The 24,925-nt window shown below is 71.6% G+C and carries 25 protein-coding genes and 1 pseudogene; 11 read left to right on the top strand and 15 right to left on the bottom strand.

The annotated features are described in order from the left end of the window. Positions 1-2: 2 nt before the first annotated feature. From JYK17_RS31270 to JYK17_RS31260, 3 genes are all read right to left on the bottom strand, one after another. Positions 3-2,345 carry a glycoside hydrolase family 65 protein gene (locus JYK17_RS31270; RefSeq protein ID WP_108015906.1) on the bottom strand — a complete coding sequence of 781 codons (2,343 nt, stop codon included), beginning with the start codon at positions 2,343-2,345 and terminating at the stop codon, positions 3-5. After that, positions 2,342-3,082, bottom strand: a complete 741-nt coding sequence (locus JYK17_RS31265; RefSeq protein WP_222811678.1) for a beta-phosphoglucomutase family hydrolase — start codon at positions 3,080-3,082, stop codon at positions 2,342-2,344. Before JYK17_RS31265 ends, JYK17_RS31270 begins: the two co-directional genes overlap by 4 nt. Before the next feature lie 89 nt (positions 3,083-3,171). Further along, the gene (locus JYK17_RS31260) at positions 3,172-3,567 is read right to left on the bottom strand and encodes a YybH family protein (protein WP_222811677.1); all 396 of its coding nucleotides are present in this window, start codon (positions 3,565-3,567) and stop codon (positions 3,172-3,174) included. Positions 3,568-3,671: 104 nt separating this feature from the next. On the opposite strand from JYK17_RS31260, the gene JYK17_RS31255 reads away from it, so the two are divergent. The 6 genes from JYK17_RS31255 (at position 3,672) to JYK17_RS31230 (ending at position 11,120) form a co-directional block, all read left to right on the top strand. Next, positions 3,672-4,325 (top strand): nucleoside/nucleotide kinase family protein, encoded by a 654-nt coding sequence (locus JYK17_RS31255; RefSeq protein WP_222811676.1) that lies wholly within the window; start codon positions 3,672-3,674, stop codon positions 4,323-4,325. Between the two features lie 204 nt (positions 4,326-4,529). After that, positions 4,530-6,224 carry an ArnT family glycosyltransferase gene (locus JYK17_RS31250; protein ID WP_128801047.1) on the top strand — a complete coding sequence of 565 codons (1,695 nt, stop codon included), beginning with the start codon at positions 4,530-4,532 and terminating at the stop codon, positions 6,222-6,224. 124 nt (positions 6,225-6,348) lie between these two features. Beyond that, positions 6,349-7,272 carry a MurR/RpiR family transcriptional regulator gene (locus JYK17_RS31245; protein ID WP_164932111.1) on the top strand — a complete coding sequence of 308 codons (924 nt, stop codon included), beginning with the start codon at positions 6,349-6,351 and terminating at the stop codon, positions 7,270-7,272. A 311-nt stretch (positions 7,273-7,583) separates the two neighbouring features. After that, entirely contained in the window at positions 7,584-7,952 is a 369-nt protein-coding gene (locus JYK17_RS31240) for a hypothetical protein (RefSeq protein ID WP_108015912.1), read from the top strand. Positions 7,953-8,008: 56 nt separating this feature from the next. Next, positions 8,009-8,575 (top strand): antibiotic biosynthesis monooxygenase, encoded by a 567-nt coding sequence (locus tag JYK17_RS31235; protein ID WP_222811675.1) that lies wholly within the window; start codon positions 8,009-8,011, stop codon positions 8,573-8,575. A 211-nt stretch (positions 8,576-8,786) separates the two neighbouring features. Then, on the top strand, positions 8,787-11,120 hold the full coding sequence (locus tag JYK17_RS31230; protein ID WP_222811689.1) for a SpoIIE family protein phosphatase: 2,334 nt from the start codon (positions 8,787-8,789) through the stop codon (positions 11,118-11,120). Here the strand turns inward: JYK17_RS31230 and JYK17_RS31225 are convergent. Then, positions 11,105-11,773 (bottom strand): peptidoglycan-binding domain-containing protein, encoded by a 669-nt coding sequence (locus tag JYK17_RS31225; protein ID WP_222811674.1) that lies wholly within the window; start codon positions 11,771-11,773, stop codon positions 11,105-11,107. The genes JYK17_RS31230 and JYK17_RS31225 overlap by 16 nt on opposite strands. Before the next feature lie 217 nt (positions 11,774-11,990). Between JYK17_RS31225 and JYK17_RS31220 the strand changes: the two genes are divergently transcribed. Then, complete coding sequence (locus JYK17_RS31220) at positions 11,991-12,659, top strand: TetR family transcriptional regulator (protein ID WP_181362672.1); 669 nt, start codon at positions 11,991-11,993, stop codon at positions 12,657-12,659. A 136-nt stretch (positions 12,660-12,795) separates the two neighbouring features. Beyond that, complete coding sequence (locus JYK17_RS31215; protein ID WP_108015916.1) at positions 12,796-13,209, top strand: Zn-ribbon domain-containing OB-fold protein; 414 nt, start codon at positions 12,796-12,798, stop codon at positions 13,207-13,209. Between the two features lie 147 nt (positions 13,210-13,356). Here the strand turns inward: JYK17_RS31215 and JYK17_RS31210 are convergent, their stop codons facing one another. The 3 genes from JYK17_RS31210 to JYK17_RS31200 are packed head-to-tail and all read right to left on the bottom strand — an operon-like array spanning position 13,357 to position 15,744. Beyond that, the gene (locus tag JYK17_RS31210; protein ID WP_108015917.1) at positions 13,357-13,743 is read right to left on the bottom strand and encodes a PPOX class F420-dependent oxidoreductase; all 387 of its coding nucleotides are present in this window, start codon (positions 13,741-13,743) and stop codon (positions 13,357-13,359) included. Positions 13,744-13,752: 9 nt separating this feature from the next. Next, a complete protein-coding gene (locus JYK17_RS31205; RefSeq protein WP_222811673.1) occupies positions 13,753-14,511 on the bottom strand; it encodes a type 1 glutamine amidotransferase domain-containing protein in 759 nt (252 codons plus the stop codon). Positions 14,512-14,565: 54 nt separating this feature from the next. Next, positions 14,566-15,744, bottom strand: a complete 1,179-nt coding sequence (locus JYK17_RS31200; RefSeq protein WP_222811672.1) for a MalY/PatB family protein — start codon at positions 15,742-15,744, stop codon at positions 14,566-14,568. A gap of 173 nt (positions 15,745-15,917) precedes the next feature. Here JYK17_RS31200 and JYK17_RS31195 point away from each other — a divergent pair, with 173 nt between their 5' ends. Then, positions 15,918-16,745, top strand: a complete 828-nt coding sequence (locus tag JYK17_RS31195) for an SAM-dependent methyltransferase (protein ID WP_108015920.1) — start codon at positions 15,918-15,920, stop codon at positions 16,743-16,745. 150 nt (positions 16,746-16,895) lie between these two features. Then, positions 16,896-18,245, top strand: a complete 1,350-nt coding sequence (locus JYK17_RS31190) for a S1 family peptidase (protein ID WP_443742967.1) — start codon at positions 16,896-16,898, stop codon at positions 18,243-18,245. 155 nt (positions 18,246-18,400) lie between these two features. Here JYK17_RS31190 and JYK17_RS31185 read toward each other — a convergent pair whose 3' ends face one another. From JYK17_RS31185 to JYK17_RS41295, 3 genes are all read right to left on the bottom strand, one after another. Next, positions 18,401-18,586, bottom strand: a complete 186-nt coding sequence (locus JYK17_RS31185) for a hypothetical protein (protein WP_108015922.1) — start codon at positions 18,584-18,586, stop codon at positions 18,401-18,403. A 100-nt stretch (positions 18,587-18,686) separates the two neighbouring features. Beyond that, positions 18,687-19,847, bottom strand: coding sequence for an ROK family transcriptional regulator (locus tag JYK17_RS31180; protein WP_222811670.1), 1,161 nt, complete (start codon positions 19,845-19,847; stop codon positions 18,687-18,689). Then, positions 19,804-19,917, bottom strand: coding sequence for a hypothetical protein (locus JYK17_RS41295; RefSeq protein ID WP_372465342.1), 114 nt, complete (start codon positions 19,915-19,917; stop codon positions 19,804-19,806). The genes JYK17_RS31180 and JYK17_RS41295 overlap by 44 nt, the downstream gene beginning before the upstream one ends. Before the next feature lie 89 nt (positions 19,918-20,006). Here JYK17_RS41295 and JYK17_RS31170 point away from each other — a divergent pair, with 89 nt between their 5' ends. Continuing rightward, positions 20,007-21,209 (top strand): Gfo/Idh/MocA family protein, encoded by a 1,203-nt coding sequence (locus JYK17_RS31170; RefSeq protein WP_222811668.1) that lies wholly within the window; start codon positions 20,007-20,009, stop codon positions 21,207-21,209. 32 nt (positions 21,210-21,241) lie between these two features. On the opposite strand, the gene JYK17_RS31165 is transcribed toward JYK17_RS31170, so the two are convergent. The 5 genes and pseudogenes from JYK17_RS31165 to JYK17_RS31145 form a co-directional block, all read right to left on the bottom strand. Further along, positions 21,242-21,940, bottom strand: coding sequence for a L,D-transpeptidase family protein (locus tag JYK17_RS31165; protein ID WP_108015925.1), 699 nt, complete (start codon positions 21,938-21,940; stop codon positions 21,242-21,244). A 146-nt stretch (positions 21,941-22,086) separates the two neighbouring features. Continuing rightward, on the bottom strand, positions 22,087-22,884 hold the full coding sequence (locus JYK17_RS31160) for an SDR family NAD(P)-dependent oxidoreductase (protein ID WP_222811667.1): 798 nt from the start codon (positions 22,882-22,884) through the stop codon (positions 22,087-22,089). Positions 22,885-22,957: 73 nt separating this feature from the next. Beyond that, positions 22,958-23,872 carry an SDR family oxidoreductase gene (locus JYK17_RS31155; protein WP_222811666.1) on the bottom strand — a complete coding sequence of 305 codons (915 nt, stop codon included), beginning with the start codon at positions 23,870-23,872 and terminating at the stop codon, positions 22,958-22,960. A 121-nt stretch (positions 23,873-23,993) separates the two neighbouring features. Then, a complete protein-coding gene (locus JYK17_RS31150) occupies positions 23,994-24,623 on the bottom strand; it encodes an MBL fold metallo-hydrolase (RefSeq protein ID WP_108015928.1) in 630 nt (209 codons plus the stop codon). Beyond that, positions 24,623-24,925, bottom strand: a pseudogene (locus tag JYK17_RS31145) (S-(hydroxymethyl)mycothiol dehydrogenase); the annotation flags it as partial. The gene JYK17_RS31150 and the pseudogene JYK17_RS31145, both read right to left, overlap by 1 nt.

Genomic DNA, 24,925 nt, shown 5'->3' with positions numbered 1-24,925 from the left:
GGTCAGCGGACGTTGGGGCGTCGGTGCGGCGGCTGCTCGGGCGTCGGGCCGGCCGATGCCCGCGGGACCGCGCGGACGGCCGGGCTGTCGTCGTGCAGGGTCAGCGGGACCCCGTGGTGGCTGATCGTCAGCGGCGCTCCCGCCAGCAGGGTGTAGGTGGCCTTGTCCGGGCCGATCTCCACCCGCAGCCGGCGGCCGAGGACCTGGAGGCTGAAGGCGAGGCGGCTGAACTTCTCGGGCAGGCGCGGTGCGAAGCGCAGGGATGCGCCGTCGCGGCGCAGTCCGCCGAAGCCGGCGACCAGCGCCATCCAGGTGCCCGCGAGCGAGGCGATGTGCAGTCCGTCGCGGGTGTTGTGCTCCAGGTCCTTCAGGTCCATCAGCGCCGCCTCGGCCGTGTAGTCGTAGGCGAGGCGCAGATGGCCGGTCTGGGCGGCGATGACGGCCTGGACGCACGCCGAGAGCGAGGAGTCCCGGACGGTGAGGGGTTCGTAGTAGGCGAAGTTGCGGGCGATCTGCTCCTCGTCGAAGTAGCTGCCGCAGGTGTACATCGCCAGCACCAGGTCAGCCTGTTTGACGACCTGCTTGCGGTAGAGGTCGAAGTACGGGTAGTGCAGCATCAGCGGGTAGTGGTCCGGGCCGGTGGCCGCGAAGTCCCAGCGCTGGTAGCGGGTGAAGCCGGCGTTCTGCTCGTGCACGCCGAGCTCGCTGTTGTACGGGATGTGCATCGCCTCGGCGGCGTCCCGCCAGGCCGCGCTCTCCTCGTCGTCGACACCGAGCCGCGCCGCCTCGTCCGGGTGGCGTTCGCAGGCGTCGGCGGCGGCCCGCAGGTTCACCCGGGCCATGAGGTTGGTGTACGTGTTGTCGTCCGCGATCGCGCTGTACTCGTCCGGGCCGGTGACGCCGTCGATGTGGAAGGCGCCCTGGTGGTCGTGGTGCCCGAGGGACCGCCACAGCCGGGCCGTCTCCACCAGCAGTTCGACCCCGGCCTCGCGCTCGAAGCGTTCGTCCCCGGTGGCCGCCGTGTAGCGCACGACGGCGTCGGCGACGGCGGCGTTGACGTGGAAGGCCGCGGTGCCGGCCGGCCAGTACGCCGAGCCCTCCGAGCCCTCGATGGTGCGCCAGGGGAACGCCGCCCCGCCCAGGCCCAGTTGGGCGGCGCGGTCCCGGGCGGCGGGCAGCGTGCTGTGCCGCCAGCGCAGCGCCTCGGCCACGGCGTCGGGCGCGGTGTAGGTGAGCAGGGGCAGGACGAAGGTCTCGGTGTCCCAGAAGGCGTGGCCGTCGTAGCCGGAGCCGGTCAGGCCCTTCGCGGCGATCGCGCGCTGCTCGGCGCGGGCACCGGCCTGCAGGACGTGGAAGAGCGCGAACCGGACGGCCTGCTGGATCTCCTCGTCGCCCTCGACCTCGACGTCCGCGCGCGCCCAGAAGTCGTCGAGATAGGCCCGCTGGTCAGCCAGGAGGCCGTCCCAGCCGCTGTGCCCGGCCGCCGCGAGGGCCGCCTCGACCTGGTCGCTCATCGCGGGCCGGGAGCGGACGGCGGACCAGCCGTGGGCGACGAGCTTCTCCACGCGCAGCCGTTCGCCGGGTTCCAGCACGGCGGTGACCGTCAGCCGGGCCACGTCCACGTTGCTCTCGCTGCTGGTCGTGGTCCGGTGCGGGCCGGTGACGTTGTGGTCGGCGGCCACCGCCACCCGCAGCCCGCTGTGTCTGGTGCGGTGCACCAGGCGCAGCCGGTGGCCGACGGCGACGTCCTCCTCGGCCTCCAGCGGCGATTCCAGTGTCTTGGCGGCGCGCGGGTCGCCGTCCGGCCCGGGCAGGCTCTCGTTGGCGACCAGCTCCGACTGGATGACCACGCGGGTGCGGCTGTCGACGGCCTCCACCTCGTAGGCGATGGCGGCCATGGCCCGCTGGGTGAGGGAGACCATGCGGGTGGAGCGCACCCGGACGGTGGATCCGGCCGGCGAGGTCCATTCGCAGGTCCGCTCCAGCACGCCGCGCCGCAGGTCGAGGACCCGCTCGTGGGAGACGAGGCGGCCGTAGCGCAGGTCGAAGGGCTCGTCGTCGACGAGCAGCCGCAGCACCTTGCCGTTGGTGACGTTGATGACGGTCTGGCCGGACTCCGGGTAGCCGTAGCCGGCCTCCGCGTAGGGCAGCGGATGCACCTCGTGCACGCCGCTGAGATAGGAGCCGGGCAGGCCGTGCGGCTCGCCCTCGTCGAGGTTGCCGCGCCAGCCGACATGGCCGTTGGAGAGCGCGAAGACGGACTCGCTCTGTGCGAGGACGTCCAGATCGAGGCGGGTCTCGCGCACGGTCCACGGTTCGACGGAGTACGACCTGTGGGTGATCACGCGCGGCCTCCCAGTTCGGAGAGGTCCTTCACGACCCGGTCCGCGCCGTGCTCGTAGAGCGCGTCGGTCTGTCCTGTGCGGTCGACGCCGACGACGTAGCCGAAGTGGCCCGAGCGCCCGGCGTCCATGCCGGCGAGGGCGTCCTCGAAGACGGCCGCACGGGACGGTTCGACGCCGAGGTCTTGGGCGGCCGCGAGGAAGGTGTCGGGGTGCGGCTTGCCGGGCAGTTCGCGCTCGGCGGCCACCACGCCGTCGATCCGCACCTCGAAGAGGTGTTCCGCCTTGATGGAGCGCAGCACGTCACGGGTGTTGGCGCTGGAGGAGACGATCGCGGTGTGCAGGCCCTGGGCGCGCACCGCCTCGATGTAGCGCAGGGTGTCGTCGTAGGCCTCGACGCCCTCGGTGCGGATCTTCTTCAGGACCAGGGCGTTCTTGCGGTTGCCGACGCCGTTGACCGTCGCCGCGTCCGGCGGATCGTCCGGGCTCCCCTCAGGCAGTTCGATGCCGCGGGAGGCGAGGAAGGTGCGGACGCCGTCGGCGCGTGGTCGCCCGTCGACGTATTCGTCGTAGTCGGCGCCGGAGTCGAAGGGGCGGAAGTCCTCGCCGTCCCGCTCGCGCAGGAAGGCGTCGAACGTCTCCTTCCAGGCGGCCGCGTGCACGACGGCCGTCCGTGTCACGACCCCGTCGAGGTCGAAGAGACAGGCCTGGATGTCTTCGGGAAGACCGAGCTGCGTCATACGGGATCCGTTCCCCTCTCTGCACCATCCACGGTGTGGTGCGCGCCACATGGCCTAGAGATCGTCCGGTCGTGCGTCTGGTCGTGCGTCTAGTCGTGCGGGAAGGAGTGGTGCTCGTGGGCGACCAGCCAGCGGCCGCTCTCCTTGCGCAGGCCGAGCGTCAACCGGAGCCGGAGGGTGGGGCGTTCGGCCAGTTCCTCGGGGGTCCCGCAGCGCAGCAGCGCGTGCGCGTAGGCGACGTCGTGGCCGGCGGTGACGTCGAGGGTGTCGATGTCGAAGCAGGCGCCCTGTGCCTGCCACTGGAAGAACGGCGGCCAGCTGGCGCGGTAGGCGGCGAGGCCGTGGATGCCCTCGTGCGGCGGGGGGACGTCATACATCACGATGTCCTCGCTGTGGCCGGCGAGGACGCCGTCGAGGTCGCCGCGGTGCACGGCCTCGGCCCAGTTCTCGATCAGTGTGCGGATCAGTGCTGCGTCGTCGGGCACGGCAGCGGCTCCTTGCCTCGGCAGGGACGGGTCCCCTGTACAGGGACGACTCCCCGCGGTCCCATGGTTCATCGCACGGCCGTACGGGTGACACACTCTGCTGTGTGCCGCTGACTTTCGACGACCTCCTCGCCCGTGTCCGCGCTCTTCCCCGGGGTGAGGGGCGCGCGGTACTCGGCATCACCGGCAGCCCCGGGGCGGGCAAGACCACGCTCGCCGAGAACCTGGTGCGCGAGCTGAACGGCTCCGGCCCGCCGTGGGCCGCTCATGTCCCGATGGACGGCTTCCATCTCGCCGACGCCGAGCTGGAGCGGCTCGGCCTGCGCGACCGCAAGGGCGCTCCCGACACCTTCGACGCGGCCGGGTACGCGGCGCTGCTGCAGCGCCTGCGCGAGGACGAGCACGGCGACGTGGTGTACGCGCCCGGTTTCGAGCGGGTCCTCGAGCAGCCGCTCGCCGGAGCGGTCGCCGTGCCGCCGCAGGCCCGGCTGATCGTGACGGAGGGCAACTACCTGCTGCTGGGCACGGGCGTGTGGCCGCGGGTGCGCGCCCGGCTCGACGAGGTGTGGTTCTGCGAGCTGGACGAGCGGGAGCGGCTGCGCCGCCTGATCGCCCGGCACGAGCAGTTCGGCAAGGGGCACGAGCAGGCCGTGGACTGGGTGATGCGCAGCGACCAGCACAACGCCGAACTGGTCGCCGCGACCCGGGAGCGCGCGGATCTGGTGATACCGCTGGGCGAACTCGCGCTCAAGTACTGACGCGCGCGTCGTCGACCGCGGCTCTGAACGCATGCGACTGAACTCCGACCGGCTGCGGGCCGTACCCGTCTGTACGGCGGAAGGTCTGCCGGTACGACTCCTGAAGCGGTGACGCCCGGGGGCGGGCGCTGATGCGAGAGTAGGGCCCATGAGACGGGCCCGGATCGCTCCCGCCCGCTCGCGGTCGGTGTCACCGCGGGGCGGATGATGGCGCACGAACAGCACTCGGTCCTCGAACCGACGACACCCGACGACCAGGAGCACCCGCCTCCACGGGCGGCGGCCCCCCGGCCGCCGCGCCGTCCCGGCAGGCGGTGGCTGGAGCCGCTGCTGGTGGTCGTGCTGCTGGCCCAGATGGCGGCGGCGATGGTCACCACGGCCGTGCAGCAGACCCCGACGATCGACGAGCCCATCTACGTCGCCACCGCCGCCGACTATCTGCACGAGCACCGCGTGCGCTTCAACCCCGAGCACCCGCCGCTCGGCAAGCTGGTCATCGCGGCCGGGGTGGCGATCGCCCACCCGCACGTCGACACCTCGTACCAGGGCGACCAGAGCCGGTTCGGCCGGCATGTGCTCTACGAGTCCGGCAACGACCCCTGGCGGCTGATGTTCTGGGCCCGGCTGCCGATGATCGTGCTGACGCTGCTGTTCGGACTCGTAGCCTTCGCCTTCGCTCGCGAACTCGCGGGCCGGGTGGCCGGGTTGACGGCTCTTGCGCTGTACGCCTTCTCCCCCGACGTCATCGCACACGGCTCGCTGGCCACGCTCGACGTGCCCGCGGCCGGGTTCGTGCTGACGTCGGCGTGGCTGCTGTGGCGTGCGCGCAGCAGGCCGCGCCTTTATGTGCCGCTCGCCGGTGTCGCGCTCGGGGCCGCGCTGGCCACGAAGATGAACGTTCTGCCGGCGGTTCCCGTGCTGATGGCGCTGGCCGCCTGGTCGGTGTGGCGGGCGGGCGCGCGGGACCGGCGCAGGACGCTGGTGCGGGCCGCGGTGGCGGCGCTGGTGACCGCCGTGGCGGCCGTCGCCGTCGTATGGGTGTCGTACCTGGTCGTCGATCCGGCGCTGCGCCCGCAGACCTCGCAGCCGGTGCCGGCGGTGCACGGCCTGAAGGGGCTGCTCGTGCAGCTGATGCCGTTCCCGCGGTCCTACCGGGACGGCATGCGCATCCAGTTCGGGCTGGAGAACTATCCCTGGCAGGGCTTCCTCTTCGGCCATCTGTACACCGGCTCGCGCTGGTACTACCTGCCGGCCGCGCTGCTGGTGAAGACCCCGCTGGGCATGCTCGCGCTGTGGGTGGCCGGCGTTGTCGTGATGGTGACGGTACGGCGGCTGCGGCCCGCGGCGCCGTATGTGCTCGTGCCCGCCGCGGTGCTGCTGGCGGCCGCCATGACCGGGTCACGGGACTTCGGCACCCGGTACGCCGTCTTCGTGCCGATGTTCCTGGCCGTGGCCGCGGGCTGTGTCCTCGCCGTGCGCTGGAGGTGGACGCGGCTGGTCACGGGGGCGCTCCTGCTGTTCGTCGCGGTGAGTTCGCTGCTGACGTTCCCCTACTATCTGCCGTACTCCAACGAGGCGTTCGGCGGTCCGGCCAAGACGCATCTGCGGCTGCACGACTCCAACGTGGACTGGGGCCAGGACCTCGGCCGGCTCGCCGACCGGCTGCACGAGCGGTACCGCGGCGAGCGGGTCTGGCTGGTGTACAAGGGCAGCGGTGTGCCCTCGTACTACGGCATCCACGCCGCCGACCCGCGCAAGGTGCCGACGCGTCAGGTGCACGGGCTGCTGGTCGTGTCGGACTCGGCGGCGGCCAAGGCCCGGGGCCGGCTGGCCGCGTTGCTCCACAGCAGCCGTGCGATCGACGACGTGGGGCACTCGATCACCCTCTACCGGCGCTGACACACCGCCCGTCGCGACCGCCCCGCACTCGTGCCGGGCGGTTCCGGATGCCGCCGTACAAGCCCTGGTCACGACGGTGCGTGAGCTATGTTGAAGCACTGTGGGAGACAAAGGAGGCGCACCGGTGCCATCGCCGCAGCAGGCACGCGCACAGGCATCCGCGATCACCTCGGGCAAGAGCGCACCCGAGGTCGAGGCCGCCCCGGCCTCCCAGCTCAGGACGCTCTTCGACCGGCCCCGGCTCTCCCCCGGCCAGCGGCGCATCGCCCAGTATCTGATCGAGCACATCACCGAGGCGGCGTTCCTGTCGATCACGGATCTCGCCGAGCGGGTCGGCGTGAGCCAGCCCTCGGTGACGCGGTTCGCCGCGGCGGTCGGCTTCAGCGGGTATCCGGCGCTGCGCGAGAAGCTCCAGTCGATCGCGCTCGGCACCCTGGCGGGCGGACCCGCCGCGACCGAGGAGAACGGCAGCAACGAGCTGCAGGCGGCGGTCGACGCCGAGATCGAGAACCTGGAGAACCTGCGGCGCGACTTCGCCGACCCCGACCAGGTGATCGAGCTCGGCCGCAAGCTGTCGTCGTCCACTCCGCTGACGGTCCTGGGCTTGCGGATCTCGGTCTCCCTCGCGGAGTACTTCGCCTACGCCGCGCGCCGTATCCATCCGGACGTCCGGCTGGTGACGCGGGGCGGCAGCGTCGCCTACGACGCGCTGTTGCAGTCGCGGGAAGCGGGCGGCACCTGGGTGCTGGCGTTCTCGATGCCCCGGCACGCCCAGGAGACCCTCACGGCGGTGCGGGTCGCGCGCAGTGCCGGGCTGCGGATCGCCCTGGTCACGGACCTGGCGCTCGGTCCGGTGGCCGCCGAGGCGGACATCGTCTTCGCCACCGGCACCGGCTCGCGCCTGGTCTTCGACTCCTACGCGGCCCCCGGTGTGATCGCCGCCGCGCTGCTGCAGGCGATGACGGACGCCGATCCCGAGCGCACCCAGGCCCGCCTTGAGGAGTACGAGCAGATCTCCGACCAGCACCAGTTCTTCCTGCGCGACTGAGGGTCCGCGCAGGCACCCGAGGGGCACATCACCACCCACTCCGGCTTTCGCACCTTACAAAGGGACCTTTCATTACATATCGCGCATGAATGTTTTCATGCGTCTTGCAAACCGGACGGCATATATAAATACTGCTCACGCGTCACCCCGGACACCCCGGAGCCGCCGTCTCCTACCCGCGTCGGCGCTCGTCGTGTCCGGTCGGGCCTCGTCCGCGCGAGGCCCTTGGCGGTCCCGGTCATCCCCTAGGCCGGGGCCGCCCGCCCCATGTCGGACCACCCTTCCGACGCCGCACACCGGAAGCGACGATCATGCAGACGACGACCACGCGCATCAGCCCGGACTGGCCGTGCCAGGTCAAGCACCCCGGCTCGTACGACTGGGAGCGCTCGGCGGCCAGGTGGCTGCGCGAGCTGGTACCCGCGCGCTACGCCGGCTACCCGGCCCTGATCCGCCACCCCGTGCTCCTCGCCCGCCATGCGCAGATCCAGGTCCAGCAGGAGATGCGGGTGGCCCGCACCGCCCTGCAGACCGCACGCGCCGATCTGCCCGCGCTCGGCCTGCCCGAGTCGGTCATCGAGCACACGATCAAGATGTACGCGGCCGAGGTGATGCAGCTCCAGCACATCGCGCGCAGCGTGCGGGCGGTCTCCCAGGCGCTGATCGGGTCCGGGCGCTGACGGCGCCCGCCGTGGCCGATGCATGATCCGGGCCACGCGTGGCACACGTGGTGAGCATGAGCACCACCCAGCGGCGCGGCGTCGGGCCGGTCACCAGCGTCCTCACCTGGCAGGTGCGTCCCGGCCGGGAGGACGAGTTCGAGGACTGGACCCACGGGGTCACCCGTTGCGCCACGCGGTTCCCGGGCAACGAGGGCGTCTCGTGGCTGCGCCCCGAGGAAGGTCACCGCTTCCACGCGGTGATCCGCTTCCGTGACGCACGCCGGCTGGCCGACTGGCTGGAGTCCGACGAGCGGGCGTCCTGGCACGCGCGGCTCGACGGAATCGCCACCGAGGTCGACAGCGAACGGCAGTCGACGACGGGTATGGAGACCTGGTTCAGCCTGCCGGGTACCACGACCCGGTCGCCCCCGCACTGGAAGATGGTGCTCACCACGTTCCTCGGTGCCTATCCGTGCACGCTGCTGATCCAGTGGCTGGTGGCACCCCGCACCGCCCTGTGGCCACTGCCGCTGCGCGCGGCCGTGTTCCCGGTGGTCCTGCTTCCGGTGCTGACCTACCTGATCATGCCGCGGCTGAGCCGGCTGCTTCGGCTGTGGCTGTACCGACCGCCCGGAGACTGACCGCGGCCGTTCGCTCCCGACGCCGGGCGTACCGGATCCGGGTCGGGCCGGGCCCTGTCGTGGTTCTGTCGGGGTCCGCAAGACCACGATCAAAACGGCCGTGTTGTGCCATGCTCGACCCGTGACGAGGGAGCCCGCATCGCCGGCCGAGTCCAGCTCGGCGCCGGACACCGTTGCACTGGCCAAGGTTGTCGCCAGACAGCGCGCCGAGATGGACCGGCTGCGCGACCAGGCAGCGCAGTCGGCCGTCGTCGAGCAGGCCAAGGGCGTCGTGATGGCCCAGACCCGGTGCACACCCGACGCCGCGGAGGAGGAGCTGCAGCGGCGCGCCGAGACGGAGGGCCACTCGCTCCTGGAGGAGTGCTGGCTCACCCTCGGCAGCCTGGCTCCTGCCCCGGTCCACGCGGCCCCCGAGCCGGACCCCGTCGTCCCCGCCGCCACGGCCGTACCGCCGCCCGAAGCCGCGGCCGACGATGCCGGACCGGTCGACCTCGGCCCGCTCGGCAGGGAACTCGTCCGGGTCGCGACCTCGCAGGACCTCGCCCGGTGCCTGCTGGACCATCTCGCGCCGGCCGTGGACGCCGACGCCGTCATGATCTACTCACGGCTGCCCACGGGAGGTCTCGAACTGGTCGGGCACGCCGGCGTCGACGACACCCTGGCCGCCCAGTGGCAGCAGGTTCCGCCGCTGAGCGGGATCGCCGTGCTCGACGCGCTGCGGGCGGGCGAACCGCTGTGGCTGGAGGACGTGGAGGCCGACAGGGAGCGGTACCTGTTGTCCGATCCGCCCGAACGATGGCGCTCCCGCGCCTGGCTGCCCGTGCCCAACGGCGACTCTCCCGACGTGTGCATCGGCGTCCTGCGCTCCCGCGTCGGGCCGTTCTCCGCGCACATCCGGGAGCATCTGCAGGCGGTGGCCCGGCTCTGCGCCGGCCGGCTGCTCGCCTTCGCCACGCGCCCCGAGGACACCGCCGATGCCTCCGCGACCGCCGTACAGGCCGTGTTCGACGCGCTGTCCGGCGCCGCGATGCTGCTGGCACCGCTGTCCTCCGCACCGGGCAACATCGAGGACTACCGCATCGACGCCGCCACGGAGGAGACCGTCGACGTCGTCGGGCGCGCCGGGCGCGAACTGCTCGGCCGCCGGTTCCGGGAGTGCTGTCCGGCACTGGCGGGCGAACCCATGTGGCAGGGCCTCAGACGGACGCTCGTCACCGGGAACCCGTACGAGAGCGAGCCGTTCGGCCTCCAGGAGTTGGTGGACGGGATCGCCGAACTGTTCACCTACACGGTGCAGGCGGCGCGGCTGGGCGAGAAGCTGGTCGTCACCTGGGTGCGGCACAGTTCCTCGGACCGGCAGGAGCAGCGGCTGGCGGATCTGCAGCGCCTGGGCGGCCTCGGCTGGGCGAGCTGGAACCTCGTCACGCACGAGGTCACCTGGTCGTCCCAGGTGTTCGCGCTCTTCGACCGGGACCCGGCGCACGGACCGGTCGGGCTGACCGAACTGCCCGACCTCGCGCTGCCCAAGGACGGGTCGGCGCTGCGCCACGCCATCGGTGAACTCCTCGTCGAGGGGCGGACGTTCGACGTCCCCTTCCGGGTCAGAAGGGCGGACGGGCTACGGCATCTTCGGGCGGTGGCCGAGGCCGTGCCGGACTCCTCAGGTACGACAGTCGAGGTGCACGGCGTCATCCAGGACCTCACCGCACAGCGCAGCGCGGAACTCGCCCTCGTCGAGAGCGAGCGGGCCATGCTCACCCAGCACGACGTGCTGCGCGCCGAGCGGACGCTGGCCGGCCGGCTGCAGGACACCCTGCTCCCGCTGCCCACCAGGCCGGTGCGGCTGGCGGGGCTGCGCGTCGAAGTCGCCTATCTGCCCGCGCAGTCGGGCGTCCATGTCGGCGGTGACTGGTTCAGCGTGGTCGAACTGCCCGACGGGGACGCGGTGTTCGTGGTCGGTGACGTCGCCGGGCACGGTCTCGACGCGGTCGCCACGATGGCCCTGCTCCGCTTCACCGCGAAGGGCATGGTGATCACCGGATCCTCGCTGACGGGTGCACTCGCCCGGCTCAACACCCTGCTGCTGCACTCCCGGGACTCGCACGGCACCGCGACCCTGATCCTCGCCCGCTACCACCCGGCCGAGCACCGCCTGGTCTGGGCGCAGGCCGGGCATCCGCCGCCGCTGCTGGTGCGCGACGGCGAGGCGCGCTTTCTCGAGCGGCCCCGCGGCATGCTGCTCGGGGCGAGCCCGGCGCCGGTCTACGCGGAGGCGGAGTGCCGTCTCGAACCCGGCGACCGCGTCATCCTCTACACCGACGGCCTGGTCGAGCGGCCCGCGGAGGGCATCGACCGGGGTCTGCAGCGGCTGTCGGACGCCGTCCTGACCCAGCACACGCAAGGGCCGGATTCCCTGCCCCTGGGACCGCTGCTCGCCTCGATGCTGGAGGGCGAGCACCGCGACGACGTCTGCGTGCTCGACATCAGGGCTCCGCTGGAGCCCGCGGTGGCCCGCGAGCGGGCGCGTCGTCAGCCGGTGCCGTAGGACGTCCGCGACTCCAGCGCGCGCCGGGTGTCGTCGCCGTAGACGCCGGTCTCGTCGCCGCGGATGCCGTACCAGAGCTGGAAGCGGGCCACCGCGGCCTTGAGGGTGGCGTCGAAGGTGCCGCTCGTGGAGCCGCCGGGGTAGATGTCCGGGACGTTCAGCAGGCGTTGCTGCAGGTCCGTCACCTCGGGGCCGCTGTCGCCCTCGCGGAGGGTGCCGGGGCCGTCGGGGTCGGCCGCGCCGGCGACGGTCGCGGTCGGGGACGCGGTGGTCTCGGCGGACGCCGTGGGGCGGGGTTCCTGCGCGGCGGCGTGGTCGTTCCTCATGGACAGCAGCAGGGCGCAGCCGAAGCCGACGAGCGCTGCCGCGGCGACGGCGATCACCACGGCGGCGCGGCGCAGCCCGGACCCGGACCCGGGTGTGCCGCCGCGCGACGCACCGTCCTCGTCGCTCGGCACGCGGGGGATCTCCTGCGTCTCGCCCTCGTCCCAGGACCGCGGGTCCTGCACGGCGACGGTCTCCATGTCGTCGCGTCCCTGCTCCATCTCCCGGAACAGCTCCGCCAGGGCGTCGGTGCGGCGCGGCCGCAGCACATGGATGGGCTCAAGAGGCGGGCGTTCGTGCGGCGACCCCGATTCGGGCGGTGTGGGCACAGTGCTCTCCTTCCGTCCCCTGCCGGGACCTCCGCCGTCCCCCGACGAGAGATACGCGGCCGCCGCCCCGGAAGTTCAGCCCCGGACGTCCCGCCCTTTCACCGTGACGGCGGCGAGAGCACTGAGTTCCCCGCCGACCGTGCACCGAGTGCCATGGGTGGCACACCGGTGCTACGTTCCGTCCATGACGACGGAGCCGGCCGCCGTGAGGCCACCGATGCGGGACGCCCTGGTCACGGCGGCGTTCCAGCTGTTCCTGGAGCGGGGCTACGAGCAGACGACCATCGACGACATCGTGGCGCTGGCCGGTGTCGGACGACGGTCGTTCTTCCGCTACTTCCCCTCCAAGGAGGACGTGGTCTTCCCCGACCACGAGCGGTGCCTGGCCGACATGACGGCCTTTCTCGACGCGAGCGGCGAGGAGGACGAGCCCGTGCAGCGGGTCTGCGACGCGGCCCGGCTCGTGCTGCGGATGTACGCCGAGAACCCGGCCTTCTCCGTGCAGCGTTACCGCCTCACCAAGCGGGTGCCGGGGCTGCGGGCGTACGAGCTGTCCGTGGTGTGGCGCTACGAGCGCGCCCTCGCCGAGTACCTGCGCGCGCGTTTCGCCGGCCGACGCGACGGGATCCTGCGGGCCGACGTGATCGCCGCCGCGGTGGTGGCCGCGCACAACAACGCGCTGCGGTCGTGGCTGCGTTCGGACGGCAAGGACGACGCGGAGGCCGCGGTGGACCACGCCCTCGGGTACGTACGGTCGGCCTTCGGGGCGTCGGCCCCGCAGCGCAGCGCCGGTCCGGCCGAGGACGTGGTGGTCGTCGTGGCGCGGCGCGATGCGCCCCTGTGGCGGGTCGTGAAGGAGATCGAGTCCGAACTCGGAGGAAATTGAGGGTACGGAGTGCCTTTACCTGTGGCACTGAGTGCCATACATTGATGCCGTGCACGGTGGCACGGTGAACCGGGCACGTGCGTGCACGGTTGACCCGGCACGCGGGATTCCGGCCGAGCGCAGGGAGTTGACCAGCGTGTACCACCACTCAGGAATCGTTGCTCGTGAAACAGCCGGCTCCGCGACAGGCGTCCTCGAACCCGCGGCAGCCGATACGGACTCCCTCGAATTCCAGCGCTGCACCTGGTGCGGCACCGCCATGTACCACCGGCTGCTGTGTCCGGTCTGCCAGGGCGGTGACCTGCGCACCGAGCGCAGCAGCGGCACCGGCACGGTCCGCCACGCGACGATCGTGCACCGCAACACCCCCGCCGCCCGCAATGTCTCGCTCGTGGAGATGGCCGAGGGCTTCGTCGTGCGCGGCCGGGTCATGGGCCCGCTGATCGCCATTCACAGCGGCGACCGGGTACGGCTGTCGACGGCGAAGGACCCGGTCCGCGGCGAGCCCGTCTTCCAACTGGTCGACGAGCCCTACCGCGCCTGGACCTGAGACCTCACCGCAGTCGCGGTCCCGGCCCGTGCTCGCCGATCGGATCCCTGAACACAGGCAACCCGCACGCCCTTCCTGCCGTCCTCCAGGGCACACCGGGCGGGCGGCGCTTCGCGGCGGTTGCGCCGCCCGCCCGGCCGCTTCGTCTCACGGAGCGAGCGTCACCCGGATCCCGACCGTCCCCTTCAGCCCCCGTCGCAGCCGGCTGCCGAGCAGGGTCAGACGGCCCGTGATCCCGTACTTGCGGGCGATGAGCCGGCGGTAGCGGGCGACGGTCTCCTCGTCGCCGATCTCTGCCGTGGCGGGCAGCTGGGTGCCCGTCGGATTGCCGCGCAGGTCGCATGGGCCGATGAGGATGTCCTTGCGGGCCCTGATCCGCTTCACCTTCCCGGAGTCGGCGGCCGACCACGCGCCGAGGGTGTCGCCGTCGCGCACCACCCACACCGGTGTGGCGACCGGGGTGCCGTTCTTGCGGTAGCTGGTGATCAGCACGTACTTGCCCGCACCGAGCCGTTCCAGCGCAGTGGAGTCCATACCGGAAGTCTAGGCACCCGTGGCAGCGCCGAGGAGTTCCAGGTAGCGGCGGGCGAAGAGGTAGGCGTCGCCCGGCCAGCGCGCCGACACATAGCCGCCGTCCTGGACGACGAAGGCGTGCGAGTCGTCCTTCGCCGTGCCGCGCCGGGTCAGCTCCCGGGGACCGCGCTCGAACTGGGCGGCCGGGTCGGCGAGCGCGGAGCGCACCTCGTCCTCCACGTACGCCGGGTAGGTGCGGTAGTAGCGGCCCAGGCGCCAGGCGGTGGTCAGGTAGGCGGTGCGCTCCATGTACTTGGGCAGGCAGGTCGTCCGGCGGTCCGCGAGGACGCTGCGTCCCGTCCGCGGGTCCCGGGTCCGGGCCAGGACCAGCACGCCGTGGCAGATCGCGCCGACCGGGCGGCCCAGTGCCCAGAACCGGGCGACCTGCTCCCGCAGCTCCTCGGAGCCGAGGTACTGCCGCATGCCGGGCGCGTGTCCGCCGGGCAGCAGCAGTCCGTCGTACGCCGTCACGTCCACGTCGGCCCATCCGGCGGTGGCGCCGAACTCCGGTGACTCGGTGAGCTGTTCGTAGAAGCGCTTGGGCTCGTCCTCCGCGCCCAGCTGTCCGAAGAGCACGCCGGTCAGCAGGCGCGGGTCGGCCGCGGGGCGGGTGCCGGCCCGCTCGGTGGCGAGGACGACCTCGTGCCCGGCGTCGGTGAGCAGCCGCCAGGGCACGGCGACCTCGGTGACGTCGAAGTCGTGGTCGGGGACCGGCATCAGCACGCGCATGGGGCCATCATGCCGCGCCGTCTCGTGTCCATGACACCCTCACCCGAGCTCTGCTCAGGCGAGCGCCGCCACCATCCGCCGTACGCCCTCCGTGATCACCTCGGGCGACGTCGCCAGGTTCAGGCGTACGTGTCCGGCCCCGCCGGTGCCGAAGGGGATGCCCGAGTTCAGGGCCACTCTGCCGCGCTCCAGGAACACCTGGGCCGGATCGTCGCCGAGGCCGAGGGCGCGGCAGTCGAGCCAGGCCAGGTAGGTGGCCTCGCCGGGGCGGTGGGTGACGGCCGGCAGGTGTTCGGCGAGCAGGACGGCCAGCAGCCGCCGGTTGTCGTCGAGGCCGGCGAGCAGCGCGTCCAGCCAGGCGGTGCCGTCGGTCAGGGCGGCCGTGTGGGCGAGCACGCCGAGGTGGCTGGGTCCGTGGCTGACCTCCTCGGGCAGCCGGGCGAGGTCGGCTGCGGCCGCAGGGCCCACGATCGCGAGCGCGGCCTTCAGTCCCGCCAGGTTCCACGCCTTCGACGCGGACATGAGGGACAGCCCGTTCTCCGCGCCGGGGACGCTCAGATACGGCACGAAGTCGACTCCGCCGGCGGTCAGCGGGGCGTGGATCTCGTCCACGACCACGCGCACGCCGTAGTGGCCGGCGAGGGCGGCGACGGCGGACAGCTCCTCCGCCGTGTGCACGGTGCCGGTCGGGTTGTGCGGGCTGCACAGCAGATGGGCGGCCCGGCGTCCACCGGCGACGGCCTGCCGGAAGGTCTCCTCCAGGACGTCGAGGTCGAGGCGCAGATCCGTCCCGAGCGGGGCCTCGACGACCCGGCGGTCCAAGTGCGCGACGAAGCTGTAGAACGGCGGATACACCGGCGGGTTCACGATCACCGCGTCCCCGGGCCCGGTGACCAGCTTGAGCATCTCGACGACGCCGAGCATGACGTCCGGCACGATCGCCGTCCGCTGGACCGCGAGCCCGTCCCAGCCCCAGCGCTTCGCGGCGAAGGCGGCCAGCGCCCCGGCGTAGGCCGTGCCCGCCGGATAGCCGGTGTCCCCGAGCGCGAGCGCGTCGGCGACCGCGCGGACTACGGGTTCCGCGAGAGGGACGTCCATCTCGGCCACCCACAGGGGCAGTACGTCGGCCGGGTAGGTGCGCCATTTCATGCTCGTACGGCGGCGGAGGTCGTCGAGGGTCAGTGCGCGCAGCGGATCGGGTTCACCGGACGGGTCGGGCGCAATCCTCTTCATGCGGCTCAAGATAAGGGGCACACCTCTCACCTGGAACGACTCGGTGCAGGACCGGCACAACGGTGAAACCACCGCCTCCTGGCCCTCGGCAAACATCAACTACGGTGGTTTGATGGCCGGTTGATGCCACCCCCTCGTAAGTCACGACCGGCACCACTCCAGGAGCGGAACCCTTGACGGACAACCCGGCATGCACCGGCGATCCTGCCGCCACGCTGCGCAGACGCATCGACACCCTCCGCCCGCACACGGCCCGGATCTGGAACTACTGGCTCGGCGGTGGCGACTACTACGAGGTCGACCGGGTGGCCGGGGACCGTATCCGTGAGCTTCATCCGGCCATCGGCGACTACGCCCGGGCCGACCGTCTCTTCCTGGGGCGCGCCGTGCGGCATCTCGTGATGGACGCGGGGATCCGCCAGTTCCTCGACATCGGCACCGGTCTGCCCACCGCCGAGAACACGCACGAGGTCGCCCAGCGCCTCGCTCCGGACGCACGGGTCGTCTACGTCGACAACGACCCGCTCGTGCTGGCCCACGCCCGCGCCCTGCTCACCAGTACGCCCGAGGGCCGCACCGAGCATCTGGACGACGACCTGCGCAATGTCGAGTCGATCCTGGAGCGGGCCGCCGCCACACTGGACCTCACCCGGCCGGTGGCGGTGCTGCTGCTCGGCGTGGTCATCTTCCTGCGCGACGACGAGGATCCGTACGGCGTCGTACGGCGGCTAATGGACGCGCTGCCGTCCGGCAGCCATCTGGTGCTGTCGCACACCATCACCAGCCCCGCGCTGCCCGAGGTGGACGCGGCGGTGCACTTCTGGAACGAGCACGGCACCCCTGAGCTGACGCAGCGCACGCCCGACGACGTCGCCCGCTTCTTCGACGGCCTGGAGCTGCTGGAGCCGGGCGTGGTGCCGTGCTCGCGCTGGCGCCCCGGGCGTGCGGAGGCGGCCGAGCCGGAAGTGGCCCTGTACGGAGGTGTGGGCCGCAAGGGGTGAGAAGGCACGCGTGCGCTGAACGGGATCGTCCACCGCCACGTATGAGGTGAGGAGGGCGCTCAACGACCGGAGGGCCCCGTGGCGTTGACGCCGCGCGTACGGGTTCGGGAGCCATGCATGAGGCACGCACGACGACGGATGGTCCGGCGAGTGACACGGCTGGCGGCCGTCGGCGGACTCCTCCTCGGAGGAGCGATGGTCACGCAGGCGGCCATGGCGAGCGAGACGCCCGGCACCTCGGCTCTTCCGTTCAGCGCCTCGGGCACCTCCGACGCCCCCGGTGCCGCGCTCGTCTCCCGGCTCGGGACCGCCCGCACGGCGGGCACCTGGATCGGCACGGACGGGCGCCCGGTCGTCGCGGTGACCGACCAGGACGCGGCGGCGCAGGTCGAGCGCGCCGGCGCCGAGGCGAAGATGGTCGGGCACAGCATGAACGACCTCAAGAAGGCGGCCGCGACGCTGCGTTCGGCGCCCCGGGTGCCCGGCACGGCCTGGGTGATGGACTACCGCACGAACGAGGTCGTGGTGCAGGGCGACAGCACCGTGTCGGCCTCCGACTGGGCGGGCATGACGAAGGTCGCGAGCGGCATCGGCGACTACGTCCGCATGGAGCGCACGCAGGGCCGGTTCACGACCCGGCTGAACGGGGCGCAGCCGATCCTGTCGACCGGCGGGCGCTGCTCGGCGGGGTTCAACGTGACCGACGGCAAGAGCGACTTCATCCTCACCGCGGGACATTGCGGGCCGACCGGGTCGATCTGGTTCGGGGACAATCAGGGCAACCAGCAGCTGGGCAGGACGGTCCGGCAGAACTTCCCCGGCAGTGACTTCTCCCTCGTTCAGTACGCGAACGGCTCGGCTGGCGCCGGGGCCGACGTCGTGGCGATCGGCAAGGGCAAGGGCGTGCGGATCACGGGCGTGGGCGATCCGGCCGTCGGACAGCGGGTGTTCCGCAGCGGCAGCACCAGCGGGCTGCACGACGGCGAGGTCAAGGGGCTCGACGCCACGGTCAACTACCCGGAGGGCACGGTCACCGGACTGATCGAGACGAATGTGTGCGCGGAGCCCGGGGACAGCGGCGGCCCGCTGTTCTCCGACGGGATCGCGCTGGGTGTGACCTCGGGCGGCAGCGGTGACTGCACCTCGGGCGGTACGACGTTCTTCCAGCCGGTGACCAAGGCGATGCAGGCGCTCGGCGTGGAGATGATCGTGTCGAAGCAGGCCGTCGGACAGGGCTCCACGGCGTCGCCCGCCCCGTCCGGCTCGGCCACGCACAGCGCGATCGCCCCCGGCGCGAGCTCACCCGGCTCCTCGGGCCCCCTCGCGGGCATCACGGACGACGGCGAGACGCTGCTGAGCAAGCTCGCGGACCCCAGCAACGTCGGCCCCGGGATGCTGGTGATCGGCGGCAGTCTGCTGGCCCTGGTGGCCACCCGCTACATCCGCGCCGAGCAGGACCGCAAGGAGTACCGGCGCTACTACTCGGCCACCTGGAGCTGACCGCGCGGAAAAGAGCCGGCAGGCCGCCGAGGCTCCAGGAGCCCGGCAGCCTGCCGTGAGGTGATGCGTCCGGGCCGCGGGGCCGGGCAACGAGGAGGGCGGCGACGCGGGCGAGGACATGCTCGCCGAGCCGGCCGAGAAGGGTGGACTTCCGCTCAGGCGGCGCGCACCGCACGCGGGCTCGCGGAGGCCCACTCGAGGACGAGGCGCCGGTACTCCTCGCGCTGTTCGCCGTTCAGTGTCCCGCCCGACCGGTGCCACAGGGCCCGGATCTCCTCGTTGACCTCGTCTGCCGAGCGATCGGAGGCGGGTTCAACGGTAGTGGACATGCTGTGAAGCATACGGGGCTCAACGTGAAGGCACCGTGAGCAAGATGGAACGAACCGGACATATAGGACCGTGTTACTGGTCACGTCGATCTGCCATGTCCAGAAGCGGAGTTCACGCCTCCGCCGTCCCCAGCACCAGCACCTGAATGGCCAGCACGGCGGCCCCGCGGGCCCAGTCGTGGAAGTCGGACACCTTGGTCTCCAGCGGGACCGGCGCGGCCAGCGGATGCCGCTGCGCGGTGATGGTTTCGCGCACCGTGTTCCCAGCCACATCCATCAGCCCGACCCCCTCACCGGCGAGCAGGATCTTCTGCGGCATAGCGAAGTTGGCGATCTGGGCGACGAGGGTGCCGAGCGCGCGGGCCGCCTCGTCGACGACCCGGGCGGGCATGGGTTCGCCCGCGGAGGCCGCGGCCAAAATCTCCTCGTACGTACGGTCGCGGCCGGTGGCGGCGCGGACCTGGTAGCGGATGCTGGGGATGGCCAGCAGCGAGACGGCGCTGCCGCGTTCCCCGTCGGGGGTGAGCGGGCCGTTGGGGTTGATGATCCAGTGCCGGCCGAACCCCCGGTTCTCCTCGACGCAGGGCACCCGCTTGCCGCCGAGGACCAGGCCGTAGCCGATGCCGGCGCCGATGGTGAGGACGACGAAGCGGTCCAGGCCCCGGCCCGCCCCGAACCAGGTCTCGGCCTCGACGAGGGCGGCGACGTCGTTCTCGACGACGACGGGCAGCCCCGTGCGCTCCTGGACCAGTGCGGCCAGCGGAACGTCCCGCCAGTGCAGGAACGGCGACTCCCCCACCACGGCCCGGCCCTCGACCAGACCGCCGACGCCGATGCCGATACCTGCGAGGTGCGGGTGCTCACGGGCGAGTTCGGCCGTCATCTCCGCGAGCAGATCGGCGACTTCGGCCGGGTCGTGGCTGGTGAGCGGGCGGTGGTGGCGGGCGACGACATCGCTTCTGAGGGTGGTGACGACGCCGTAGACCATGTCGTCGGTGACCTTGAAGCCGAGGAAGGAGCAGGCCTCGGCGACGACGTCGAGCGGCTGCGAGGGGCGGCCCTGCCGCCCCTCGGCGGGCGTACCGGCCTCGGCGACCTCTTCGAGCAGGCCCGACTCGATCAGCGGCTTGGTCAGGCGAGTGAGGCTGCCCGCGGAGAGACGGAGCCGCCGGGCCAGTTCGGTGCGCGACAGGGGACCGTTGACGAGGACCTCGATCGCCACCGAACGCTCACCCGCGCTGAGCGGTAGCCAGCTGGCGGCCACTGTGGTCATGACGGTCGGACTCCCCACAATTTTTTCGCCGTAAAAGCAACCAGCTCACCCTAGCGCCCCAGACCCACACGAAGCAGATAAGCACGGCCCCCTTGACGGCACGATTCTTTCGCAGCGAAAGTAAATCACCTCTCTCGTCCAGTGAAGGGCACGCCTCACATGACGTTCTCGCTCGGCATCGTCGGAGCCGGCCAGTTCTCCGGCCAGTTCGCCATGCTGTTCCAGGCCCACCCCGGCGTCAGCGACGTCTACGTGACCGACCTGCTGCCCGAACGGGCGGAGCAACTCGCCGCCGCCAAGGGGCTCGCGGGCACCTTCTCCTCGTACCGGGAGATGCTGGAGTCGGAGGCGGTCGACGCCGTCGCGATCTTCACGCAGCGCTGGACGCACGGACCGCTCGTGCTGCAGGGCCTGAACGCGGGCAAGCACGTCTACTCCGCGGTCCCCATGGCGATCACCACGGAGGAGATCGCCGCCATCATCGACGCGGTCAGGGCGACCGGGCTGACGTACATGATGGGCGAGACCAGTCAGTACAACCCGGCCACCGTGCACGCCCGCAACCAGATCGCCGAGGGCGCCTTCGGGCGGCTCTTCTACGCCGAGGGCGACTACGTCCACGACATGGACCTGGGGTTCTACGAGGCCTACCAGTACAGCGGCGGCGAGAACTGGAAGCAGACCGCCAGCTATCCCCCGCTGCTGTATCCCACGCACTCGGTGGGCGGCGTGCTCGGCGCCTGGCAGACGTACGCCACGAGCGTGTCGGCGATCGGTGTGGTCGACGAGCGCGGCGACGGCGTCTTCGACAAGGAGATCAGCCAGTTCGGCAACGACTTCTCCAACGCGACCGCGCTGTTCGAGGTGGCGGGCGGCGGGTCGTTCCGCACCAACGAGTTCCGGCGGGTCGGCTACCCCTCGCAGATCAGGGAGTCGCGCTTCAGGTTCTTCGGCACCGAGGCGAGCATGGAGCAGCTGGCGACGGTCGCGTTCTGGCAGGACAAGAAGGGCGTGAAGGACATCAGCGAACTGCTGGAGCCCAAGCCCAGCATGGCTCCTGACGATCCGTCACTTCAGCACATCGCCCCGGAGCTGCGGGCCGCCTTCACCTCCGGCTCGGCGCCGGTGCACGACCGGGCCCGGCTGCCGCGGGAGTTCGACACCCTGCACAACGGGCACGAGGGCAGCCACCACTTCCTGGTCGACGACTTCGTGACCGCGGTCAACTCGCGGTCACTGCCGTCCGTCAACGCGTGGGTGGCCGCCCGCTACACCCTGCCGGGCATCATCGCGCACGAGTCCGCGCGGCAGGGCGGGGCCAGGCTGGACATACCGGACTTCGGGGACGCCCCCGAGGTGTGACCCTCGCGAGCGAGCCGGGTGCCCGGGATCGGTCAGGTGCCCGGCTTGCGGCCGTAGACGTAGACGTCGTCGCCGGTCTTCAGCAGCGACCAGTACTTCTTCGCGTCGGTCGTGGTCATGTTGACGCAGCCGTGCGAGCCGGGCGGGTTCCACATGCTGAGGCCCACCGAGTGGAAGGCCTGGCCGCCGTCGAAGAACTGGCTGTAGGGCATGGCCACGTGGTAGATGCTCGACACGTGGTTCTTGTGCCGCCAGTAGATCTTCTTCAGGCCGGTGCGGGTCTCGTAGCCGTTGCGGCCGGTGCGGACCGGGACGGGGCCGTAGACGAGCCGGCTGCCGTCCTGGATCCAGCTGAGCTGGAGGGTGAGGTTCACACAGGCGATGCGGCCCTTGTTGGTCGGGCACTTGTGGTCCCGGTTGGGGTTGTGCCCGACGGCCTTCTGCTTGTTCATGAGGTCCATCACGCCCCAGGTGACGGGCCCCGCGTAGCCGATGTTGGGCGTGATGCCGTGCTTGGTCTGGAAGGCCTTGATGGCCTTGCAGTCGGTGGCCGACTGGCGGCCGTCGACCGGCCGACCGAGAAACTTCTCCACCTGCTTCTGGTAGGGCCCGGTGCTCGTGGTGCAGCTCGTGGCCGCCTGCGCGGGCGCGGTGCCCAAGGCGAGCGTGAGCGGTGCCACCATCCCGGCGATCCCGAGCGCGACGGCGCCCCGTCTGCGTATGTCCCCCATGGCCGGCCTTGCCTTTCGTACGGAAGGGTCGTCTGATCTGCGAACTCAGCCAGCTAGACCGGCGTGCGGCGCGATCGGTTGCACGAGCCCCTCACGATGCGACGAAACGGTGACATTCGCAGTGCCTCAGGTCACAGGGTGAGTTGTCAGACATCCCGCTCCTGACGGGTGGTGCGGAGGAATCCGGTGTTGACCGCGGTGACGCCGCCGTCGACGGTGAGCGAGGTGCCGGTGATCCAGCCGGCCTCGCGGGAGGCGAGGAAGGCGACGGCGGCGGCGATGTCGTCCGGCTCGCCGACCCGGCCGAGGGGGTACAGCGCGCGCAGGGCCTCGAGTTCCTCGTCGCGGCCCTCCCAGGCGGAGGTGCGTACGGTGCCCGGCACCACCAGGTTGACGCGGACGCCCCGTGCGGCGACGTGCGCGGCCATGGTGCGGGTGAGAGAGACAAGTCCCGCCTTGGCGGCGCTGTAGGCGTGGTTGCCGAAGTCCTGCAGGGCGTTGACGGAGCCGATGCTGACGACGGCGCCGCGGCCGGAGGCGGCCAGGTGCGGCATCGCGGCGCGGCAGCAGCGGTAGGTGCCGGTCAGGGTGATGTCGAGGTCCCGCTCCCAGGCGTCGTCGGGGCCGTCCTCGAAGAGCGGGGTGTCGGGGGTGCAGCTCGCCGCGCAGTTGACCAGGACGTCCAGCGACCCGAACGCGTCAACGGCGTGGGCGACGGCCGCCTCCACGGAGGCCCGGTCGGCGACGTCGCACGCCAACGCCTCGGCGGTGAGGCCGAGTTGGCGCAAGGCGTCGGCGGTCTTCGTCACCTCGGCCGGGTCGGCGTCGGTCAGCAGGACACGCGCGCCCTCGCCGGCCAGCCGCCGTGCGATCGCGGCACCGATGCCGCGGGCCGCCCCCGTGACGAGGACTCCGTACCCCTCGAAGCGCTTCGTGTCAGCCATGGGCCGAATTTACTCGCCCGGCGATCATCACGGCAGACGGCGTGCGGCCGGTCTCAGCGGAAGGCGGCCGGTCTCAGCGGTAGCCGGTCACGTCCGCCGGTTTGCCCGCGTCCTGCACCTCGACGAGATAGCGCCAGGCGTCCGGACGGCTGCCGTCGAGGTCGGTGAAGCCGTACTCCCGGGCCAGGGCGCCGCTGGAGAGGGAGTCGCCGTTCCAGCGGGCCCGGTCGGGGTCGCATGCGAGCGCGGCGACGGCGCGGCCCACGTAGCGCGGGGTCTCGGAGATGGCGAAGTGCGGCACCTCGCTGAGGGCGTCGCGCCAGTTCTCCTCCTCCACGCCGAAGTGGCCGAGCATGATCTCCGAGCGCATCCAGCCCGGGGTGAGGGCGACAGCGGTGGCCCCGCGCGGTCCGAGTTCGTGGCCCAGCGCGAAGGCCATCCGCAGCACGGACGCCTTGGCGAGGTCGTAGAAGAAGGAGACGCGGTAGGTGTCGCGGTTGTACTCGGCGGTGCCGTCGGTGACCTCGACGACCAGTCCGCCGGGGTGGCGCAGGAGCAGCGGCAGGGCGTGGTGGCTGGTGATGGCATGGGTCTCGACGGCGAGCCGCAGCAGCCTGAGCCCCTTGTCGAGGTCGTGCTCCCAGACCGGCTTTTCCCATTCGAAGAGGTTCTCGCCGCCCCAGATGTCGTTGACGAGGACGTCGAGGCGGCCCCGTTCGCCGTCGATGCGGTCCACGAGAGCGCGGACCTGTGCGGGGTCGAGGTGGTCGGTCGGTACGGCGATGCCCCGCCCGCCCGCCCCGGTGACGAGGTCGGCGGTGTCCTCGATGGTCTCGGGGCGGTCGTACTCGGAGCGCCGCGCCCGGGTGGTGCGTCCCGTGACGTAGACGGTGGCGCCCGCCGCACCCAGTTCCACCGCGATCCCGCGGCCCGCGCCCCGCGTCGCCCCGGCGACCAGCGCCACCTTGCCCTTCAGCGGTTCGGACATGTCCGGCCTCCCGTTTCCCTTGGACTGCTGTCGGAGTCGAGGGTGCCGGGAAAACCGGACATCTTCTGTCGCCCTTCTTTGAGTACGGCATCGGGCAACGGCGCCGACCGCTCGCCCGTGCTCAATGCCCCCGGGCGATCCACTCCTGCAGATGCGGCGCCTCGGCACCCACCGTGGTCGGATCGCCGTGGCCGGTGAGGACCTTCGTCTCCGGTGGCAGGGTGAGCAGGCGGTCGCGGATGGAGTCGATGATCGTCGGGAAGTGGGAGTACGAGCGCCCGGTCGCGCCGGGGCCGCCCTGGAAGAGGGTGTCGCCCGTGAAGACCGTGCCCAGCGCGGGGTCGTAGAGGCAGACGGCGCCCGGCGCGTGCCCGGGGGTGTGCAGCACGGTGAGGTCGGCGCCCGCGGACTCGATGACCTGGCCGTCGGCCAGATGCGCGTCGGGGTCCCGGTCGGGGTGGGTCAGCTTCCACAGCGGCAGGTCGTCCGGGTGCAGCCAGATGGTGGCGCCCGTGCGGTCGGCGAGCGCGGGAGCGGCGTCGATGTGGTCGTTGTGGGCATGGGTGCACACGATGGCGCTGAGGCGGCGGTCCCCGACGGCCTCGGCGATGGCGTCGGCGTCATGGGCCGCGTCGATGACGATCACCTCGTGGTCGTCGCCGACGATCCAGACGTTGTTGTCGACGTCCCAGGTGCCGCCGTCGAGGGTGAACTGCCCTGAGGTGACGAGGCGTTCGATGCGCGCGGCCATCAGAACACCACCACCGAGCGCAGCACGTCGCCGTGGTGCATCCGCTCGAACGCCTTCTCCACGTCGGTGAGTTCGATCGTCTCGGAGACGAACTTGTCCAGCGGCAGGCGCCCTTGCAGATGCAGGTCGATCAGCATGGGGAAGTCGCGGGAGGGCAGGCAGTCGCCGTACCAGGAGGACTTCAGGGAGCCGCCACGTCCGAACACGTCCAGCAGCGGCAGTTCGAGCTTCATCTCGGGGGTGGGCACGCCGACCAGCACGACGGTCCCGGCGAGGTCGCGGGCGTAGAAGGCCTGCTGGTA

Source organism: Streptomyces plumbidurans (assembly GCF_019857225.1).
Taxonomy (GTDB): Bacteria; Actinomycetota; Actinomycetes; order Streptomycetales; family Streptomycetaceae; genus Streptomyces; species Streptomyces plumbidurans.
This window is presented reverse-complemented; position numbering and strand designations above follow the sequence as displayed.

What these genes read in the sequence shown, in the direction of transcription:
- JYK17_RS31265 (WP_222811678.1), bottom strand. Translation starts at nt 3,082, where the DNA reads ATGACGCAGCTCGGTCTTCCCGAAGACATCCAGGCCTGTCTCTTCGAC.
- JYK17_RS31250 (WP_128801047.1), top strand. Translation starts at nt 4,530, where the DNA reads ATGATGGCGCACGAACAGCACTCGGTCCTCGAACCGACGACACCCGAC.
- JYK17_RS31240 (WP_108015912.1), top strand. Translation starts at nt 7,584, where the DNA reads ATGCAGACGACGACCACGCGCATCAGCCCGGACTGGCCGTGCCAGGTC.
- JYK17_RS31235 (WP_222811675.1), top strand. Translation starts at nt 8,009, where the DNA reads ATGAGCACCACCCAGCGGCGCGGCGTCGGGCCGGTCACCAGCGTCCTC.
- JYK17_RS31230 (WP_222811689.1), top strand. Translation starts at nt 8,787, where the DNA reads ATGGACCGGCTGCGCGACCAGGCAGCGCAGTCGGCCGTCGTCGAGCAG.
- JYK17_RS31220 (WP_181362672.1), top strand. Translation starts at nt 11,991, where the DNA reads ATGCGGGACGCCCTGGTCACGGCGGCGTTCCAGCTGTTCCTGGAGCGG.
- JYK17_RS31210 (WP_108015917.1), bottom strand. Translation starts at nt 13,743, where the DNA reads ATGGACTCCACTGCGCTGGAACGGCTCGGTGCGGGCAAGTACGTGCTG.
- JYK17_RS31205 (WP_222811673.1), bottom strand. Translation starts at nt 14,511, where the DNA reads ATGCGCGTGCTGATGCCGGTCCCCGACCACGACTTCGACGTCACCGAG.
- JYK17_RS31200 (WP_222811672.1), bottom strand. Translation starts at nt 15,744, where the DNA reads ATGAAGAGGATTGCGCCCGACCCGTCCGGTGAACCCGATCCGCTGCGC.
- JYK17_RS31185 (WP_108015922.1), bottom strand. Translation starts at nt 18,586, where the DNA reads ATGCTTCACAGCATGTCCACTACCGTTGAACCCGCCTCCGATCGCTCG.
- JYK17_RS31180 (WP_222811670.1), bottom strand. Translation starts at nt 19,847, where the DNA reads ATGACCACAGTGGCCGCCAGCTGGCTACCGCTCAGCGCGGGTGAGCGT.
- JYK17_RS31170 (WP_222811668.1), top strand. Translation starts at nt 20,007, where the DNA reads ATGACGTTCTCGCTCGGCATCGTCGGAGCCGGCCAGTTCTCCGGCCAG.
- JYK17_RS31165 (WP_108015925.1), bottom strand. Translation starts at nt 21,940, where the DNA reads ATGGGGGACATACGCAGACGGGGCGCCGTCGCGCTCGGGATCGCCGGG.
- JYK17_RS31160 (WP_222811667.1), bottom strand. Translation starts at nt 22,884, where the DNA reads ATGGCTGACACGAAGCGCTTCGAGGGGTACGGAGTCCTCGTCACGGGG.
- JYK17_RS31155 (WP_222811666.1), bottom strand. Translation starts at nt 23,872, where the DNA reads ATGTCCGAACCGCTGAAGGGCAAGGTGGCGCTGGTCGCCGGGGCGACG.
- JYK17_RS31150 (WP_108015928.1), bottom strand. Translation starts at nt 24,623, where the DNA reads ATGGCCGCGCGCATCGAACGCCTCGTCACCTCAGGGCAGTTCACCCTC.